Origin of the sequence: Mycobacterium vicinigordonae (assembly GCF_013466425.1) — a bacterium.
Classification (GTDB): Bacteria; Actinomycetota; Actinomycetes; order Mycobacteriales; family Mycobacteriaceae; genus Mycobacterium; species Mycobacterium vicinigordonae.
Genome location: NZ_CP059165.1, coordinates 4,823,918 through 4,840,827, shown reverse-complemented (window position 1 = coordinate 4,840,827; position 16,910 = coordinate 4,823,918). Strand labels below are relative to the sequence as shown.

Annotated in this window: 18 protein-coding genes; 6 read left to right on the top strand and 12 right to left on the bottom strand. The window is 66.5% G+C overall.

Features of this window, described 5'->3' with window-relative positions:
* Positions 1–12: 12 nt before the first annotated feature.
* Positions 13–861, top strand: coding sequence for an SDR family oxidoreductase (locus tag H0P51_RS21570; protein WP_180914900.1), 849 nt, complete (start codon positions 13–15; stop codon positions 859–861).
* Here the strand turns inward: H0P51_RS21570 and H0P51_RS21565 are convergent.
* From H0P51_RS21565 to stf0, 5 genes are all read right to left on the bottom strand, one after another.
* A complete protein-coding gene (locus H0P51_RS21565) occupies positions 858–1,970 on the bottom strand; it encodes a YeiH family protein (RefSeq protein WP_180914899.1) in 1,113 nt (370 codons plus the stop codon). The genes H0P51_RS21570 and H0P51_RS21565 overlap by 4 nt on opposite strands.
* A gap of 4 nt (positions 1,971–1,974) precedes the next feature.
* Entirely contained in the window at positions 1,975–2,112 is a 138-nt protein-coding gene (locus tag H0P51_RS21560; RefSeq protein WP_180914898.1) for a hypothetical protein, read from the bottom strand.
* Positions 2,113–2,201: 89 nt separating this feature from the next.
* On the bottom strand, positions 2,202–4,106 hold the full coding sequence (gene cysC / locus H0P51_RS21555; RefSeq protein ID WP_180914897.1) for an adenylyl-sulfate kinase: 1,905 nt from the start codon (positions 4,104–4,106) through the stop codon (positions 2,202–2,204).
* Positions 4,106–5,035 (bottom strand): sulfate adenylyltransferase subunit CysD, encoded by a 930-nt coding sequence (gene cysD, locus H0P51_RS21550; RefSeq protein ID WP_180914896.1) that lies wholly within the window; start codon positions 5,033–5,035, stop codon positions 4,106–4,108. Before cysD ends, cysC begins: the two co-directional genes overlap by 1 nt.
* Entirely contained in the window at positions 5,032–5,835 is an 804-nt protein-coding gene (gene stf0, locus H0P51_RS21545) for a trehalose 2-sulfotransferase (RefSeq protein WP_180914895.1), read from the bottom strand. The genes cysD and stf0 overlap by 4 nt, the downstream gene beginning before the upstream one ends.
* Before the next feature lie 195 nt (positions 5,836–6,030).
* Between stf0 and H0P51_RS21540 the strand changes: the two genes are divergently transcribed.
* From H0P51_RS21540 to H0P51_RS21530, 3 genes are read left to right on the top strand one after another with little or no spacing between them, the layout of a single operon-like run.
* On the top strand, positions 6,031–6,273 hold the full coding sequence (locus tag H0P51_RS21540) for a BatC protein (RefSeq protein ID WP_180914894.1): 243 nt from the start codon (positions 6,031–6,033) through the stop codon (positions 6,271–6,273).
* A gap of 10 nt (positions 6,274–6,283) precedes the next feature.
* Entirely contained in the window at positions 6,284–7,498 is a 1,215-nt protein-coding gene (locus tag H0P51_RS21535; RefSeq protein WP_180914893.1) for a cupin domain-containing protein, read from the top strand.
* Positions 7,499–7,505: 7 nt separating this feature from the next.
* Positions 7,506–8,393, top strand: coding sequence for a ferredoxin family protein (locus tag H0P51_RS21530; protein WP_180914892.1), 888 nt, complete (start codon positions 7,506–7,508; stop codon positions 8,391–8,393).
* Positions 8,394–8,400: 7 nt separating this feature from the next.
* Here H0P51_RS21530 and H0P51_RS21525 read toward each other — a convergent pair whose 3' ends face one another.
* Entirely contained in the window at positions 8,401–9,972 is a 1,572-nt protein-coding gene (locus tag H0P51_RS21525) for a PucR family transcriptional regulator (protein ID WP_180914891.1), read from the bottom strand.
* Positions 9,973–10,054: 82 nt separating this feature from the next.
* Between H0P51_RS21525 and pruA the strand changes: the two genes are divergently transcribed.
* Positions 10,055–11,698, top strand: a complete 1,644-nt coding sequence (pruA, locus tag H0P51_RS21520) for an L-glutamate gamma-semialdehyde dehydrogenase (protein ID WP_180919141.1) — start codon at positions 10,055–10,057, stop codon at positions 11,696–11,698.
* Positions 11,698–12,657, top strand: a complete 960-nt coding sequence (locus H0P51_RS21515; RefSeq protein WP_180914890.1) for a proline dehydrogenase family protein — start codon at positions 11,698–11,700, stop codon at positions 12,655–12,657. The genes pruA and H0P51_RS21515 overlap by 1 nt, the downstream gene beginning before the upstream one ends.
* Positions 12,658–12,665: 8 nt before the next feature.
* On the opposite strand, the gene H0P51_RS21510 is transcribed toward H0P51_RS21515, so the two are convergent.
* The 6 genes from H0P51_RS21510 to H0P51_RS21485 are packed head-to-tail and all read right to left on the bottom strand — an operon-like array spanning position 12,666 to position 16,897.
* Positions 12,666–13,292: a TetR/AcrR family transcriptional regulator gene (locus H0P51_RS21510; RefSeq protein WP_180914889.1), complete on the bottom strand. Its 627-nt coding sequence runs from the start codon at positions 13,290–13,292 to the stop codon at positions 12,666–12,668.
* A 5-nt stretch (positions 13,293–13,297) separates the two neighbouring features.
* Positions 13,298–14,461 carry a lipid-transfer protein gene (locus tag H0P51_RS21505; RefSeq protein ID WP_180914888.1) on the bottom strand — a complete coding sequence of 388 codons (1,164 nt, stop codon included), beginning with the start codon at positions 14,459–14,461 and terminating at the stop codon, positions 13,298–13,300.
* Positions 14,458–14,913, bottom strand: coding sequence for a MaoC family dehydratase (locus H0P51_RS21500; RefSeq protein ID WP_180914887.1), 456 nt, complete (start codon positions 14,911–14,913; stop codon positions 14,458–14,460). The genes H0P51_RS21505 and H0P51_RS21500 overlap by 4 nt, the downstream gene beginning before the upstream one ends.
* Positions 14,914–16,029 carry an acyl-CoA dehydrogenase family protein gene (locus tag H0P51_RS21495; RefSeq protein WP_180914886.1) on the bottom strand — a complete coding sequence of 372 codons (1,116 nt, stop codon included), beginning with the start codon at positions 16,027–16,029 and terminating at the stop codon, positions 14,914–14,916.
* A 2-nt stretch (positions 16,030–16,031) separates the two neighbouring features.
* Entirely contained in the window at positions 16,032–16,430 is a 399-nt protein-coding gene (locus tag H0P51_RS21490) for a Zn-ribbon domain-containing OB-fold protein (protein ID WP_180914885.1), read from the bottom strand.
* Positions 16,430–16,897 carry an FAS1-like dehydratase domain-containing protein gene (locus H0P51_RS21485; RefSeq protein WP_425489085.1) on the bottom strand — a complete coding sequence of 156 codons (468 nt, stop codon included), beginning with the start codon at positions 16,895–16,897 and terminating at the stop codon, positions 16,430–16,432. Before H0P51_RS21485 ends, H0P51_RS21490 begins: the two co-directional genes overlap by 1 nt.
* Between the last annotated feature and the right edge of the window lie 13 nt (positions 16,898–16,910).

Sequence of the window (16,910 nt, the reverse complement as noted above, 5' to 3'; positions counted from 1 at the left end):
TAGTCTGCCCAGATGAACAGCGTGTCGGGCAAAGTGGCCCTCGTCACCGGTGGCGCGTCGGGGATCGGTGCGGCGTTGACTGCCAAGCTGGTCGACGGCGGTGCCGAGGTTTGGATCGCTGACCGGCAGATCGAGGTAGCGCAGGAACTGGCGCGGAGTTTGGACGAGGCCGGTACACAGGCACATGCGATCGAACTCGACGTACGCGACTACTCGTCGTTCGAGAGTGCCGTCGCCGAGGTGGTGCGGCGGTCGGGCCGGATCGACTACCTGTTCAACAACGCCGGCATCGGGGTCGGCGGGGAGATCGACTCGTACACCCTCGAGGACTGGAACGACGTCTTCGACGTCAATCTGCGCGGTGTCGTCCACGGTATTCAAGCTGTCTACCCGATCATGATCCGGCAGCGCAGCGGCCATATCGTGAACACGGCGTCCATGGCCGGTCTGTTGGCGGCTCCGGGTTCGGCGAGCTACACCGCCAGCAAGCATGCCGTCGTCGCGATCTCGAAAGTGCTCCGGCTCGAGGCGGAGCGCCACGGCGTGCGCGTGTCGGTGCTGTGTCCGGGCGCTATCCGCACCCCGATTCTCACCATGGGCAAGTACGGCCGGTTCACCGGCGTCAGCGGCGAAGAGATCCTCAAATATTGGGAGCCGATGCGGCCGATGGCCCCCGAAAAGTTCGCCGAGCGCGCGCTGCGTGCGGTGCTGCGCGGGAACGGCGTCATCATCGTGCCTCGCTGGTGGAAGGCCGCGTGGTATGTCGACCGGTTGTCGCAGACGGCGTCGCGCCAGGTCGGACGGCTCACGCTGAAGCGGCTTCGTGCGCTGCGGCGCGACAGCGGGACGCCTGCCGGTTAGCCCGCCACGCCCCAATGCAGGACGCGGGACGTCAACAGGACGAGTCCAAGGGACACCAACGCCACGACAACCAGCCCGGCGACGGCGACTACCAAGGGGCGCCAGCCGGTTCGGGTGATCTGACGGATGTCGGTGTTGAGCCCGACGCCGGCAAAGGTGAGTAGGAACGCCCATTTGGACACATTGGCGAGGTTGGCGGTCTGGCCCCTGGTCAGCCAGCCCGCCGTTGCGATCGCCGATACCGCCAGGAAGCCCAAGACGAACTTGGGGAACTTCTCCCACACGTACGCCGCCTTGGCGGCGACACCGGGCGCTATTTCGTCAGCTTCGCCGCGACCGGCCCAGAAGACTGCGAAACCCAGCACGACCAACCCGATCAGTGCGTTGCGGGTCGACTTGACCAGCACCGCGATCTTTCCAGCGTGGTCGGAGTACAAGTAGCCGGTGGCGGTAGTCTCTGCGGTGTTGTCCACCGAAAGCCCGGCCCACAAACCGAATTCGCCGTCGCTGAGCCCGATCGTGTGCCCGAGCGGCGGCAACGCAAACAGCGCGACCGCGCCCAGCGCCAGGATCGCCGCGATGGCGTAGCTCACCTCCGAGTTGCGGGCGCGGATGGCGCCTTTGGCGGCCACGATGGCCGACACGCCACAGATCGAGGTGCCAATCGCCAGCAGCGAGCCGAGCTTGCCCGACAACCCAAAGGCACGCGCGGCCAGCAGGATGACTGTTCCCGCGATCGCCATGTCGACCAGGATCTGCACCAGGCTGGCGCCACCCAGCTTTGCGATGTCGCCGAGCACGAATCGCGAACCCAGCAGCACGATCCCGATCTTCAGCCAGAATTCGTAGGTCCCCACGCCGGGCCGAAACCACCGATGCAGGCCGGCGGTGTTGGCGATCAGCAGGCCGATCAGGATCGCCCACAGCACGTACTCGATGTCGGGCACAGTCCAGTGTTGCTGTCGTGCAAGCGCGTTCCACCAGACTTGGGCGTACTTGCCCAGGACGCCGACGGCGATCAGCAACGCTACGCCGGGTAGATAGCTCAGCGGCCCTACATCAGCGGGCTCGGCGCGAGCATCCTCGGGTTCGACCTCAACGGTGCTCACGGCGTCACCACGGGATGCGGGGCAGAATATTGGCGACCGCCAGCACCGCGACTAGGGCGGCCAGTAGCGTGGCCCACCAGTCGATCGAGATGGACCCGAGGCGTTCAAGGCCGCGGCCACGGCGTGACGTTGTTGTGCCCATGCATCAGATTTTTGCGCGGCAAGCCTTGCAGGCCAAGTGATCTGATCGCGGTGATTTAGGAGCTGGGTGCGGCGGGTCGCCACCGTAGGTTAGTGCCGGGGACTGCGCTGGTCGAGCAGGCGGATCACCTGCGCTGCCAGTTCGTCGATGTCGGCGCCGGTGGTGTCGAGCACCAGATCGGGGCTCTCGGGCGCCTCGTAGGGAGCGTCGACGCCGGTGAGTCCCCGGAGTTCGCCGTTGCGCGCGCGGGCATAAAGCCCTTTCGGGTCGCGCTTTTCGCACTCGGCCAACGACGTTGCGACGTGCACCTCGATGAAGGGCAGCTTGGCGGCTTCGCTGAGGGCCCGGGCGGTCTCACGATCGGACTTCAGCGGCGAGACCAGCGAAGCCAGCGCCACCACGCCCGCGTCGGCCAGCAGCCGTGCCAAATGACCTACCCGCCTGATATTTTCGGCGCGATCGCCAGGGGAGAAGCCCAGATCGTCGGACAGGCCATGGCGCAGGTTGTCGCCGTCGAGCAGGTAGGCGACTCGTCCCGATTCAACCAGTGCGCGCTCCACCGCCACCGCGACCGTGGACTTGCCGGACGCGGGCAGGCCGGTGAACCAGATGGTGGCCCCCGACTGCCCGGTGGCCTGCCAGCGATGCCGGCGGTCCAGCGCTGACGGGTGCCAGCGGATGTCGGAGCGCTGGTGGGTGCCTGGCTTGACCTCTCGTGCCTCGATGATGGTGCCGGCGCCGACGGTGTCGTTGGTGGTCTCGTCGATCAGGATGAATGCACCGCTGTCCCGATTGTCCTCATAGGGGTCGGCGATCACGACGGAGCTGGTGCGCAGTGTCACCGTGCCGATGTCGTTGAGCACCAACTCCACTGGCCTGTCCAGTTCGTCGAGAGTCTCCGGATCCAGCCGGGCGTGCAGTTCCTGGACGGTGGCGCGCACTGTTTTGGTGGTCTGCTTGAGTGCCAGCCGATCACCGGCCCGCAACGGGCTGTCGACGAACCAGCACACCGTCGCGTCGAGCTCGCGGGCCAGCACCGGTGGAACCGCGTCCTCGCTGCCGCTGATGAACACGTCTCCGCGGCCCACGTCGATGTCGTCGGCCAGCTCGATCGAAACCGAAAGGGGCGCAACGCCCGTGGTGCGTTCATCATCTAGGGTGTCCAGTGAGGTCACCGTCGACCGGGTGCCTGCAGGCAGCGTTACCACCGGGTCACCGACGCGCAGCGTCCCGGCGGCCAGCCGCCCGGTGTAGCGGCGGCGCTGTTCGGCGGTTGGCCGCGACACCCATTGCACCGGCAGCCGTAGTCGCGACGCTTCGGCCTGCGGCGCAGCGAGTTCCACGTTCTCGAGGTAGTCGAGCAGGGTGGGACCGCTGTACCACGGCGTGCGCTCGGAGCGATGCACGACGTTGTCGCCGTGCTTGGCCGCGATCGGGATGACCGTGATGTCCACCTCGCCCAGACGCGCCGCCACCTGAGCGAGTTCCTCGGCCACCTTGTCGAAGCCCGACTGGTCGAAATCGATCAGGTCGATCTTGTTCACGGTAGCGACAAAGTGCTTGATGCCCAACAGTTTTGCAATCCGGGCATGCCTGCGGGTCTGGCGCAGCACGCCGGCGCGCGCGTCGACCAGCAGGATCGCAACGTGCGCGTTGGAGGCTCCGGTGAACATGTTGCGGGTGTATCGCTCGTGGCCGGGCGTGTCGGCCAGGATGTAGCTACGGGTCTGCGTGGAGAAGAACCGGTAGGCGACGTCGATGGTAATGCCTTGCTCGCGTTCGGCGCGCAGACCGTCGGACAAGGCGGCCAGGTCGGCAATGCCCTCCTCGTCGGTAACCGCCTCCAGGTGGTCCAGCGGCAGGCTGTCGGTGTCGTGCAGTAACCGTCCGATGAGGGTGCTCTTGCCGTCGTCCACCGAGCCAGCGGTCGCGATGCGCAGGAGTTGGCGCGTTATCCCCTTGGGGGGCAGTACTTCTTCGTCGGCAACGGTCATCAGAAATAACCCTCTCGCTTGCGGTCTTCCATCGCGGCGGCCGAGGTGCGGTCGTCGGCGCGGGTCTCACCGCGCTCGGAGACCGTGGCGGCCGAGATCTCGACGATTACCCGGCTGATGTCGGTGGCGGTGGAGCGCACCGCCCCGGTGATGGTGAGGTCGCCGACGGTGCGGTAGCGCACCCACTCCACGGCCGCGCTTTCTCCGTTGCGCGGGCGGGCGTATTCCGACACCGCCAACAGAATCCCGTCACGTTCGAAAACCTCGCGCTCGTGGGCGTAATAGATCGAAGGTATTTCCAGGTCTTCCAGCTCGATGTAGCGCCAGACGTCCAGCTCGGTCCAGTTGCTCAGTGGGAACACCCGTACTTGTTCACCCTTCTTGATCCGGCCGTTGTAGAGCGTCCACGGCTCGGGCCGCTGGGCGCGCGGGTCCCACTGGCCGAACTCGTCGCGGAAACTCAAGATTCGCTCTTTGGCGCGGGCACGTTCCTCGTCGCGGCGCGCGCCGCCGAAAGCGGCATCGAAGCCCCCGGCCTCTAGCGCGTCCAGCAGGGTGCGGGTCTGGGCGCGGTTGCGTGAGGCACTCGGTCCCGGGTCGGGCACCCGGCCCTTGTCGATGGACTCCTGCACTGAGGCCACGATCAGTTTGTGTCCGGCCCCGGTGACGCGGCGGTCGCGGAATTCGATCACTTCGGGAAAATTGTGTCCGGTATCGACATGCATCACCGGAAACGGCAGCGGTAGCGGCCGAAAAGCCTTCTCCGCTAGGCGAAGTAACACGATCGAGTCCTTGCCGGCCGAGAACAGCAGCACCGGTCGCTCCAGTTCGGCGACGACCTCGCGGATGATGTGTACCGCTTCGGCTTCCAGCAGCCGCAACTCGTCTACCCGCCGGGTGTCGGTCCGAGATTCGGTATGGGTGGTCATGTTGGTAATCCCTCACTTTCGGCGTCCGCCCGGTAGCGGTCCACCCATTCGTCCGACCGCTGATCGGCCTGCCGCTGCAGAACCGGCTCCGGCGCCAGCCTCGGATCCATTCCCAGCCGTTCGAGGATGTCGCCCACCACCTGAGTCAGGTTGCGCCACAACACCGGGTAGGAGATCTCGATCGGCTCCACCTTCTCCTCTTCGAACCAGTTCTTCCAGCCCTCTTCCTGAGCCCGCAACATCTTCACGACATGCGCGATCGCACCGGCGTGATAGGTGGCGCGTGCGTCGCGGACCGGGTCGGGCCGCCCCCGCCACACGCGGGTTTGCACGGCACGCCAGAACGAGACGGCCTGGGAGACGACGTCAGGTCGGTGGATGTGGATGAGCAGAGGGTCCTCGCCGACGACGTCGCGGATCGCGGCCAGCAGGCCGTCGCCCGACCTTTCATTGAGGCCGGCTACCCGGTCCAGCAGCAAGGGCGTCTGGTTCCACATCAGTTTGCCGCCCCATACCCCGTTGGGGGTGCGGCCGACCGTGCGGATGTAGTCGCGCCAGATCTCCGGGGGGGCGAGGTCGGGCTTGCCTTCGTCCAACGGATCGAGCAGGCTCAGGATCGACTCGTCGTCGACATCTGCGAACCACTGACGCGGCTGCGGGGACTGGCTGGTGCTGGGCAGGTACTGAAAGAACTCCTGCGGTTCGCCGGCTACACCGGTGGCACGCAGGGACTCGACCAGCAGGGTGCTGCCACTGCGCTGGGATGCCAGCACCAGATATGACGACGGATGATCGGCCACCCACGCAGCCTAGCGGCACGCAAAACCGCTGCAACACAGCCATTTACCTTCACGCTGAAGATAACCCTTGCCGACCTGGTGCCCGCCCCGCGGCCGGTGCGGCGCTGGGGAATTCGCGAACTGGCGGCGAACTGCTCGTTTGGCATCGGCTTGCGGGGGAAACAACCCTAGGACAGAACCGACGAGAGGATCACCATGGCACTCGACGACGAAGACATCACCACCACCGGCAACGGCGGCGAGGGTCCCGCTGACGGTGGCTCCAACCCCGAGGGACATGACGGAGGCGCCGACGGGACGGCCGGCGAAGGCCCCGCTGACGGTGGCTCCAACCCCGAGGGTCACGACGGAGGCGCCGACGGGACGGCCGGCGAAGGCCCCGCTGACGGTGGCTCCAACCCCGAGGGACATGACGGAGGAGCCGACGGAACCGCATAAGCGAGCCGCGATGCTGAGTCGGTGCGTCGCCACCAATCCGGCGGCGTTCGCGGCCGACCACTGGGGACGCTTGCCGTTGCTCAGCCGGACAGACGAGTTGCCCCGCGATTTCACCGATCTGCTCTCACCGGCAGCTGTCGACGAACTGATCGCCGAACGTGGGGTCCGCGCGCCGTTCATCCGGATGGTCAAGCACGGAGACCTGTTGGCGCGGGATTGCTATCTGGGGTCCGGCGGCTTCGGCGCCGAGATGCCCGACCAACTGGATCCCGCCAAGGTCTTGGCCCAGTTCGCTTCCGGCGCAACAATTGTGCTGCAGGGCCTGCACCGGTTGTGGCCGCCGATCATCGAGTTTGTTCGTGGCATGGTCGACGAGCTCGGGCATCCGGTGCAGGCCAACGCCTACATCACCCCGCCGGACAGCCGTGGCTTCGATGCGCACTACGACGTCCATGACGTGTTCGTGCTGCAAGTGGGGGGCCATAAGCGGTGGAGTGTGCACGCACCTGTGCACGAGGACCCGGTGCCGTCGCAACCGTGGACCAATCACCGAGTGGCCATCGCCGAACGGGTCACCGGCGAGCCGGTTATCGACACGGTGTTGTCGCCCGGCGACGCGCTTTATCTGCCGCGCGGCTGGGTGCATTCGGCGCACTCGACGCAATCCACCTCGATCCACCTGACCATCGGAGTTGGTGCGGTGACCCAGCTGGACGTGGTGCAGGCGGTCGTCGATGTGCTGGCCGAATACCCCGCGTTCCGCAAGTCCTTGGCAGTGGGCGCCGACCTCACCGACCGCGATGAGATGACGGCGACAGCGACCAAGGTCATGGCCGAGGTCGTCGACGCGCTGCGTCACGAAGCGACGGCAATCGGAGAGCAGGCGGCCGAGCGGCTGACGCGACGGCATGCGCAACGCACCCGGCCGGCGCCCGTTCGTCCGCTTGCCTCGTTGCGGGCCGCCGAATCGGCCAGCCGCACGCCGGTGCAGTGGCGCCGCGGCCTGATCGGGGCGATCGAAAGCGGCGGTGGCCAGGTGGTTTTGCGTCTACCGGATCGCACCATGACCTTCCCGGATTCGTGTGCGCTTGCCCTCCGGGCGCTGCACGACGGACTAATTGTCGATGCGGCCGCCACCCCAGGCCTGGATCAGGCTGACGCGGCGGTGCTGATTCGGCGATTGCTGCGCGAAGCCGTCGTGGTGCCCGCGGCGGCCTGGGAATGACCCGCCGATGAGCGGTGTCAAACGGACGCCGTGCAGCGATCAATCGCGTGCCCGCAACGATCCGATGTACGGCACAGCGTCGGCGGGACACGCGTGGGCCATGTTCGAAATCCCTGGCGCCTGGGGACATTCGGCGTTCCTCAACTCCGAGACGATCCTTCCTCCCGCGCTGGGGCGAGCAATTGCCCGTCGGGCAGAGACGGCAGGCATGCGGGTCGCCGCGATACGCCGACCGGGGCGGCGATCTCGCGATCCGCGATGGCGGTGGTTCCTCGCGCGGTCAGATGAAGGCGAAGAGGAACTCTGGCAGGGCGAGGTCGACGCGCCCGAACAGTATCTCGACATCGCGTTAGACGGTTCCGACGGTCAACTGCTGACCGATCCGCTTGTCGCGGTCTGCGCACACGGCAAGCATGACCAGTGTTGCGCGGTGCGTGGTCGGGCCGCGACCGCGACCATCGCGGAGCGATATCCCGAATTCACCTGGGAATGCTCACATCTGGGTGGTGACAGGTTTGCGGCGACGATGCTGATCCTGCCGGAAGGCCTGTGTTATGGGAGAGTCGACGCGACGGATTCGGCCAGACTCGTCGACCTCTATCTCGACGGGCGGCTGGACAACGCGTTCCTGCGTGGACGCACCTGTCTCCCGCATCCAGTTCAAGCCGCGCAATATTTCGCTCGTCAAGCGTCCGGGGAGCAGCGTATCGCAGCATTGTCACCGCTCAAGGTGCAGCGCGGCGAGCATCAGATTCGCGTTCTGCTTGCCAGCGACTCGGGTCCGGTGGAGGTGGTGCTCGCCGAGGAAATGTCCGAGCCGCTGCTGTCGATGTGCCACGCGTCGGTGCCGGGGCGGGTGCGAACCTTCGTCCTCGTGTCGATTGCTGCGGGTTGATGCCTGGCTAGCCTCGATCGGCAACCCGCAACCCCAACGAAAAGAGCAGCCGCACATCGGGATCGGCCAGCGAGGTGGAAAGCAGCTTCTCGATCCGGCGCACCCGGTAGCGCACCGTGTTGGGATGCACCTGCAGCCGGGTGGCGGCGGCGGCGATGTCGCCGAAGCAGTCCAGGTAGGCGCTCAGGGTTTCGGCCAGTACCGGATCTCGGGCGCGTAATTCGCGCACCCGCGGATCGACCAGGCGCTGGTCGGCTCCGATCCGGTTGATGATCTCGTCGAGTAGCACGGTGGTGCGGGCTTCGGCCAGGCTGGTGACCTGGCCGAGGGTGCCGGGGTGGCGTTCGGCGCTGTCCAGCGCCCGGTCCAGCTCGACACGGGCAGCCGCGACTGCGCCTAAACCGGCGACCGGTGCGGCGATGACAGCGCGCAGTTCGGTCCCCAGTTCCGCGCGCAGTGCGCCGACAGTGCCGCGCACCCAGGAGCCGATCGCGCGCGGCGTCGAGATCGCCGGGAGCAGCGTGTAGATCCGCGACCCGTCGGCGGCGACCCGGGCGTCGCGGCGAAAGGCACTGGCGCTCAACGCCAGTATGTCGGCCAGCCTGGCCGTCCGCTCGGCGGGCACGACGGCGTCCCAGGCGATCACCGCGACGTCGCTGTCAGTGGGCAGACCGAGTTCGCGGGCAATGCCCGCCACGTCGGCGGGTTCGCCGTCATCCAGACCGAGCAACTGCTGGACCCGTCGCGTCTGGTGAGACGGCCGGGCGGCCAACCGGAACATGATTCGGGCGGCCAGCACCGCGGCGCCGCGCAACATCTCGTCGGCGTCCTCGGCCAGCGGACGGGAACCCTGCTGCACCCAGATGGTGCCGGCGAACACCCGCGGGTCGCTCAATTGATGCATGCCGATTGCCAGCCGCGGACGTAGTCCCAGTTCCGGCCGTTCGGAGACGCGTACCACCTCGCTGCCTGAGCGCAGCGCGTCGAAGATCCCCCACTGGCCTATCCACTTCAGATGCTCCGGCGGGCCCGCGCGACCCAGGATGGACAGCCGGCGCAGTTCGTCGGCTTCGTCGTTGGACGCCGAATACGCCAGCACGTGTGACTGCGCGTCCTCGATGCTGACCATGCCGTGGATACGGTCTGCCAGGGATTGCGCCAGGCCGAACAAGTCGGTGCCCGGGTCGTCGTCCGCGGGATCGCCGTGATGCGCCAGCACTCGGTTCACCAGCTGATACAACCGTTCCCAGCGAGCCTGCGGCTCCACGGCCACCACCGCCGACCCGGCCCGCGCCGCGGCGGTCACCAATGGCTCCGCCGGATCCTTGACGAACAGCGCGATCGGCTTGCTGTGCTGACCGGCGATCCAACGCACCGCCTCATCTATAGCAATACCGAGCAGAAAGAACACGTCGGCCGATCCTGCTGCTGCGGCCAAACCCAGCCGTACGTCGTCGGAGTCGATCAGCGCGGCCGAGGTCACCGGAAGATCCAGGCCGCGGGGCGCCTGAACCAGGCTGACCATGGTCGCGTCCAGCGCCAGCAAGAGTTGGCCGAGGCCCACGCCCGCACCGTGCATTGTCTGATTCTACTAGATAGGTGTCCTAATGTTGTCCGATCAGCTAACTGATCGGGCGCCGGCTCAGGGGATCCTGACCACCATGGACGCCATCACTGAAGTACCGATGCCGGCCAACGAGCCAGCCCACGACTACGCACCGACATCACCCGAGCGCCGCCGCCTGCGCGGTGAATTGCAGGCACTTGCCGCCAACCCGATCGACCTGCCGCACGTCATTGCCGGGCAGCACCGGATGGGCGACGGCGAACGGATCGACATCGTCCAGCCGCACCGGCACGCCGCGACGCTGGGCACGCTGACCAACGCTACCCACGCCGATGCCGCCGCCGCCGTCGAGGCGGCCATGGCTGCCAAGGCATCTTGGGCTGCAACACCTTTCGATGAACGCGCCGCGGTGCTGCTGCGGGCGGCCGAGCTGCTGGCTGGGCCATGGCGGGAGCGGATCGCGGCGGCCACCATGCTGGGCCAGTCGAAATCGGTGTATCAGGCCGAGATCGACGCGCCGTGCGAACAGATCGACTTCTGGCGATTCAACGTCGCGTTCGCCCGCCAGATCCTGGCGCAGCAACCGATCAGCGGCGCCGGGGAGTGGAACCGCAGCGACTACCGTCCGCTGGACGGCTTCGTCTACGCGATCACCCCGTTCAACTTCACCTCGATCGCGGCCAACCTGCCGACTGCGCCCGCACTTATGGGCAACACCGTGGTGTGGAAGCCTTCGGTCACCCAGACGTTGGCGGCATACCTGACCATGCAGCTGCTGGAGGAAGCGGGTCTGCCGCCCGGGGTAATCAACCTGGTCACCGGCGACGGTTACGCGGTATCCGATGTGGCGCTGGCCGATCCGCGGCTAGCCGGCATCCACTTCACCGGATCGACGGCCACCTTCCAGCACCTGTGGCAGCAAGTGGGCGCCAATATCTCTGCCTACCAGAGCTATCCGCGGCTAGTCGGTGAGACCGGCGGCAAGGACTTCGTGGTCGCGCACACCTCGGCCCGCCCCGAGGTGGTGGCGACCGCACTGATCCGGGGCGCGTTCGACTATCAGGGCCAAAAATGCTCGGCGGCGTCGCGGGCTTACATCGCGCATTCGGTGTGGCAGCGAATGGGAGACGAATTCCTGCACAGCGCGTCGACTTTGCCCTACGGAGACGTCACTGACCTGACCAACTTCGGTGGCGCGTTGATCGACCGGCGGGCGTTCGTCAAGAACGTCGACGCGATCGAGCGGGCCAAGGGCGCTGCGCGGATCACCATCGCCGTCGGCGGCGAATACGACGACAGCGAAGGGTATTTCGTGCGGCCCACCGTGCTGCTGTCCGACGACCCCACCGACGAGGCGTTCGCCACCGAATACTTCGGGCCGCTGCTGTCGGTACACGTCTACCCCGACGACCAGTACGAGCGAATCCTCGACGTCGTAGACACCGGGTCTCGTTATGCGTTGACCGGCGCGGTGATCGCCGATGACCGCGCCGCGGTGTTGACTGCTTTGCAGCGGCTGCGGTTCGCGGCGGGCAACTTCTACGTCAATGACAAGCCGACCGGCGCCGTAGTCGGACGCCAGCCGTTCGGCGGCTCTCGCGGGTCCGGCACCAACGACAAGGCCGGGTCGCCGCTGAACCTGCTGCGCTGGACGTCAGCGCGCACCATCAAAGAGACATTCGTGCCGGCCACTGAGCACTCCTATCCCCATATGGCCCGTGAAGCGGGTCAGGCCTGATGTCCGGGGTGTTCGCGCACACCGCCCGCCCGGCACTGCTCGCGGCCGGCCGGGCCGACGGGTTGCGCCGCTTCGTTGAGCACTCGGCGGTGACACGCCGGGTGGTGCGCAGGTTCGTGCCCGGCGAGAGCCTGGCCAGTGCGATGGATATCGTTGCCGCGTTGTGTGATTCCGGACGGCACATCAGCATCGACTACCTGGGTGAAAACGTCACCGACGCCGACGACGCCGCGGCCACCGTGCGCGCGTACCTGGATCTAGTTGATGCGCTTGGCAGTCGGGTCGACGTCGCACGCCAGGGTGTGCGGCCGCTGGAGGTGTCGGTCAAGCTGTCGGCGCTGGGGCAGGCGCTGAAGCGCGACGGTGAGAAGATTGCACTGGATAACGCCCGTGCCATCTGTGAGCGCGCCGCCGCGGTGGGCGTCTGGGTCACCGTCGACGCCGAGGACCACACCACCACCGACTCGACATTGTCGATCTCGGGTGACCTGCGGGTCGACTTTCCTTGGCTTGGCACGGCTTTGCAGGCCTACCTAGTTCGTACTGTCGGCGATTGTCGCGACCTGGCCGACGCTCGTGTGCGGTTGTGCAAGGGCGCCTACGACGAGCCTGCATCGGTCGCCCACCGGGGTGCCCATGCGATCACCGATTCGTACCTGCGCTGCCTGCGGGTGTTGATGGACGGTCGGGGCTATCCAATGGTGGCCTCGCACGACCCGGCGATCATCGCCGCGGCCCCACGTTATGCAGACGAATCAGGCCGCGGTGTAGATGATTTCGAGTACCAGATGCTCTATGGGATCCGCGACGACGAGCAGCGGCGGCTGGCCGGCGCAGGTAGCCGAGTGCGCGTGTATGTACCGTTCGGCACCCAGTGGTACGGGTATTTCATGCGGCGACTCGCCGAGCGGCCTGCGAATCTGGGCTTCTTCCTGCGGGCACTGCGACATCGAGCATGATCTCGCCCTCAACGCGCCTTGGGTGCACCCCTTCGAGTTCGATCGTCGGCGAAGCCTCGCACCACGTGCGCACGCACAAAATCGGCGACCACGGCCGGCTCGTTCATGTCCAGAATCGATGAGGGGGTGCTGAACAGCGAGAACAGGATTCGCGCGAACCACTCCCCGGCGGCCGCCACATTCAGGTCCTTACGGACCTCGCCGGTGAGCTTGGCGGCCGAGAGATGCGGCGCGAAGAACTCAGCGCATTCACGGAGCAGGACCGCGGCGTCCTTGGTCAGCAGCAGGCTGACCGCCTCCTCGTCGAAGTACTTCTCCGAGGCGATCGCCCGGCTAGCTTGCGTCACGAATACGGCTGCCTGGCAGAGCTTGTCCTCCAGCGAGTCACCCTTGGCCATGGCTTTGGACATTTCGCGGTAGAACTGCTCGGAGGCGTTCTCGGCGCAGGCCTCGAGGATGGCCCGTTTGTCGCTGAAATACTCGTAGATGGTGCTGCGGGACACGTTGGCCGCTCTGGCGATGTCGACGATCGTCGTCTTTTGCAGCCCGTGTCGCGCGAAGCACGCGTACGCGGACTCGATGATGAGTTCGCGGGTGTCGCTCGCCTGGGTCAGGTCGGTAGCCTGGGTGGTCACCGCGCTCAGCGCTCCAGGATCAGCCCGCTGGTCGGCACTCCGGTACCCGAGGTGACCAGGACATGCTCGACGTTCTCGACCTGGTTGTAGGACGTCCCGCGGATCTGCCGGACCCCCTCGGTGATGCCGTTCATGCCGTGGATATATGCCTCGCCAAGCAGTCCGCCGTTGGTGTTGATCGGGAACTCCCCGCCCAGTGACAACCGCTCCACGGTGGCGAAGTCCTTGGCCTCACCGCGCCCGCAGAACCCGAGTTCTTCGAGTTGGGTGAACACGAACGGTGTGAAATGGTCGTAGATGAAGGCGGTTTGGATGTCCTGCGGCTTCAGGCCCGAGTCGTGCCACAACCGGTCGGCGACCACACCCATCTCCGGCAGCCCGGTGATGTCGTTGCGGTAGTAGCTGGTCATCATCTCGCCGTTGGCGGCCGCACCCTGGGCGGCGGCGGTGATGATCGCTGGCGGCTGGCGCAAGTCCCGCGCCCGATCGGCGCCGGTGACCACCAGGGCGACACCGCCGTCGCTCTCCTGGCAGCAGTCCAGCAGTCGCAGCACCGGTTCGACGATCCAGCGTGAATTCTGGTGATCCTCCAGCGTGATCGGGCGCTCGTAGAACCACGCGTCGGGATTGCGCGCCGCGTGCGCGCGGTCGACGACGGCGATGCGGCCGAAGTCTTCATTGGTGACTCCGTAGGCGGACATGTAGCGCTGCGCGTGCAGAGCGACCCACGCCGCCGGGGTAATTAACCCGTATGGTGCGTAATGCGCCATGAACAACGGAGTTTCGGCGCTCTTACGCCCGCTGCCGCCAAACCGGAAGCCGGAGCGTTCGTTGAATGCCCGCCAGCAGACCACCACGTCGGCAACCCCGGTCGCCACCGCCATCGCCGCGTGTACGACGGTGCCGGCCGCAGCGCCGCCGCCGTGATGGACGCGGGAGAAGAAGCTCAGGTCGCCGATCCCGACGTTGCGGGCGATTTCGATCTCGTCGCTGGAGTCCATGGTGAAGGTGACCATGCCGTCGACATCACTGGGTGCCAGACCGGCGTCGTCGAGTGCGGCACTGACTGCCTCACAAGCCAATTGGAGTTCGCTGCGGCCGGATTCCTTGGAGAACTCCGTCTGCCCGATCCCGACGATGGCGGCAGCTCCGGGGAGGCTAGAAGTCATGCGGGGGTCCCGTCGAGCAGGCTGAGCACCGCGGTACCGGAAACGTGGTCGCCGAGGTTGTTGGAGCCGCGGAAGGTCACCTCGACGAAGTTCTCCCCGTCATCGCCGGGAGTCTTGCCGGTCACGCTGCCGGTGAAACTCAGCGTGGAGCCCGGAAAGCAAGGCACACCGAGACGAATCGACAAGTTCTTGACCATCGCCTCTGGACCGGCCCAATCGGTGAGGAAGCGGATGCAATACCCGTTGGTCGTCAGGATGTTCATGAACAGGTCCGGTGAGCCCTGCTTGTTGGCGTAGTCGCGATCGTGGTGCACCGGCATGAAGTCGCGGGAGGCGATCGCACCGGCGACGATCTTCGTTGTGTCGATGGGGATTTCGAGCGCAGTGAGTTCGTCGCCGACCTCGATGTCGGCCCATTTCAGAGTGCTGGTGCGGCTGGTGGTGGTCGTCATCTACAGTCCTTCCGGATAGGTCGCGCCGAGGCTGGCCAACTGCTGGGAGGCGGGACCGAGGCTGAGCTCGTTGTGCTTGGCCCACAGGAAGTAGCGGTGCAGCGGATAGGTGGTGTCGATTCCGATGCCGCCGTGCACCTGCTGCGCGGTCGCGGTCACCCGCGCGCCGGCCTCGGCGGCCCAGAATTTCGCGATGCGGGCCGCCCGGTCTGCGGGCCTGCCGTGGGCGACGAGCCACGCCGCGTGCCATGTGGTCCAGCGCATCGCCTCGACGTCGATGTAGCCGTCGGCCATTCGTTGCTGTACGGCCTGGAAGCTGCCGATAGGCCGGCCGAATTGCTCCCGCCCGGTGGTGTACTCCGCGGCAATGTGCAGCGCTCGGTCGGCGACGCCCAGTTGGATGGCGCACAACGCGACCAGCGCCCGGGTGTACAGCGACTCGACGTCTCCGGCCAGGCGGTCGTCGTCAAGAACAGTGGCGCCGTCCAGGAATACGTCGGCGTGTGGTTCGCGGTTCGTGGTGGTCACCGGCCGGACGTCGACACCGGGAGCGTCCGTCGCGACCAGGAACAAGCCGACAGTTCCGTCGTCCAGCGTCGCCGGGATGACGATCGTGTCGGCCAGTTGACCGGCCGGCACCAGCTCTTTGGCGCCGTCGAGCCGCCAGCTGCTGCCGTCGCGACGGGCGGTGGTGGCCGGCCGCGCGGGGTTGGACCTACCGGGCTCGGCCAGACCAGCGCTCAGGATTCGCTTTCCGGCAATGACGTCGGGCAACAGGCGCTGCTGCTGGTGCGGGGTGCCGCCCCGGGCGATCGGGTCAGCCCCCAGTACCAGCGTCGGATATGCCGGCACCGGGGCCACGCTCCAGCCGACTTCGGCCAGCAGCACGCCGAGTTTCACAAAGTCGGCGCCTGGACCGCCGCACGAGCCGCCGACCGTTTCCGGCAGCGCGACCCCGAGCAGATCCACGGCGGCTAGCTCCTGCCACAGCTCGGCGTCGTAGCGGGCGTCACCGGCCTCCAGTTCGCTGAGTCGCTCTGGGGTGGCGCGGTGCTCGAAGACATCGCGGGCCAGCTTGGCGATGGTCTCCTGCTCTTCGGTGAAGGTGAAGTCCATGGCTATTGGCTCGGCCGGAACTGGTGCAGTGTCAGGTCGTTGTCGAAGGTCTGGAAGTAAAGCTCCACTGGCATACCGACTTTCACCTCTGCCGGGTCGATATCGGTCAGGTTCGACACTAGCCGGACACCCTCCTCGAGCTCGACCAGCACCACGATGTAGGGGTAGTCGAAGAACGGGACTCGCGGCTGATGCGGCATCACGTAGCTGTACACATTGCCGCGGCCGGACGCCTGCACCGTCTCCCACTCCAGGGACCGGCAGTGCGGGCACATCGGCCGGGGCGGATGACGCAGCACCCCGCACCCGCGGCAGCGTTGGATCAACAACTTGTTGTCCCGCAGGCCATTCCAGTAAAACTCGGTGTCCGGGCTGATGGCCGGCGCCATCCGGGTCGCCATTAGCGGGCCGGCCTGAATCGCAGCACGCGGAAGCGTTGCCGGCCCAGCACTTCGCCGTGCTGGTTGGTGTAGGTGGTCAGCCAGGTCAGGAAGAAGCCGGTGCCCAATGCCGTCTTCTTCTCGTCCGACACTGACTCGTAGACCGTCGTCGCGCTGATCAGGTCACCCAGTCGCGGGTATCGTTCGATCTCGAACTCGGAGTTGGTGGCCACCGTGCTGGTGTAGCCGGCCTCGTCGAGAAATGCGGTCGGGTTGCTCTTGATCTCGATTGGTGCGCCACCGCGGTCGCCGATCCCTTCCAGCTTGGGCGAGGGCATCGTCCAGGTCTGCAGCATCACCGGCGGCGACACGATGCCGCCGTAGCGCGAGGCCGCCGCGAAATCCGGGTCGATGTATACCGGGTTCAGGTCGTCCATCGCATACGCCCAATGCCGGATCATCGGCTGGTTCACCGGATCCGGTGCCACCGAGGGCTTTCCG

Bases quoted from the DNA above. Each gene is read 5' to 3' on its own strand.
- H0P51_RS21540 (WP_180914894.1), top strand. From the start codon at position 6,031: ATGGCACTCGACGACGAAGACATCACCACCACCGGCAACGGCGGCGAG.
- pruA (WP_180919141.1), top strand. From the start codon at position 10,055: ATGGACGCCATCACTGAAGTACCGATGCCGGCCAACGAGCCAGCCCAC.
- H0P51_RS21500 (WP_180914887.1), bottom strand. From the start codon at position 14,913: ATGACGACCACCACCAGCCGCACCAGCACTCTGAAATGGGCCGACATC.
- H0P51_RS21515 (WP_180914890.1), top strand. From the start codon at position 11,698: ATGTCCGGGGTGTTCGCGCACACCGCCCGCCCGGCACTGCTCGCGGCC.
- H0P51_RS21530 (WP_180914892.1), top strand. From the start codon at position 7,506: ATGAGCGGTGTCAAACGGACGCCGTGCAGCGATCAATCGCGTGCCCGC.
- H0P51_RS21525 (WP_180914891.1), bottom strand. From the start codon at position 9,972: ATGCACGGTGCGGGCGTGGGCCTCGGCCAACTCTTGCTGGCGCTGGAC.
- cysD (WP_180914896.1), bottom strand. From the start codon at position 5,035: ATGACCACCCATACCGAATCTCGGACCGACACCCGGCGGGTAGACGAG.
- H0P51_RS21535 (WP_180914893.1), top strand. From the start codon at position 6,284: ATGCTGAGTCGGTGCGTCGCCACCAATCCGGCGGCGTTCGCGGCCGAC.
- H0P51_RS21490 (WP_180914885.1), bottom strand. From the start codon at position 16,430: ATGGCGACCCGGATGGCGCCGGCCATCAGCCCGGACACCGAGTTTTAC.
- cysC (WP_180914897.1), bottom strand. From the start codon at position 4,106: ATGACCGTTGCCGACGAAGAAGTACTGCCCCCCAAGGGGATAACGCGC.
- H0P51_RS21505 (WP_180914888.1), bottom strand. From the start codon at position 14,461: ATGACTTCTAGCCTCCCCGGAGCTGCCGCCATCGTCGGGATCGGGCAG.
- H0P51_RS21570 (WP_180914900.1), top strand. From the start codon at position 13: ATGAACAGCGTGTCGGGCAAAGTGGCCCTCGTCACCGGTGGCGCGTCG.
- H0P51_RS21560 (WP_180914898.1), bottom strand. From the start codon at position 2,112: ATGGGCACAACAACGTCACGCCGTGGCCGCGGCCTTGAACGCCTCGGG.
- H0P51_RS21495 (WP_180914886.1), bottom strand. From the start codon at position 16,029: ATGGACTTCACCTTCACCGAAGAGCAGGAGACCATCGCCAAGCTGGCC.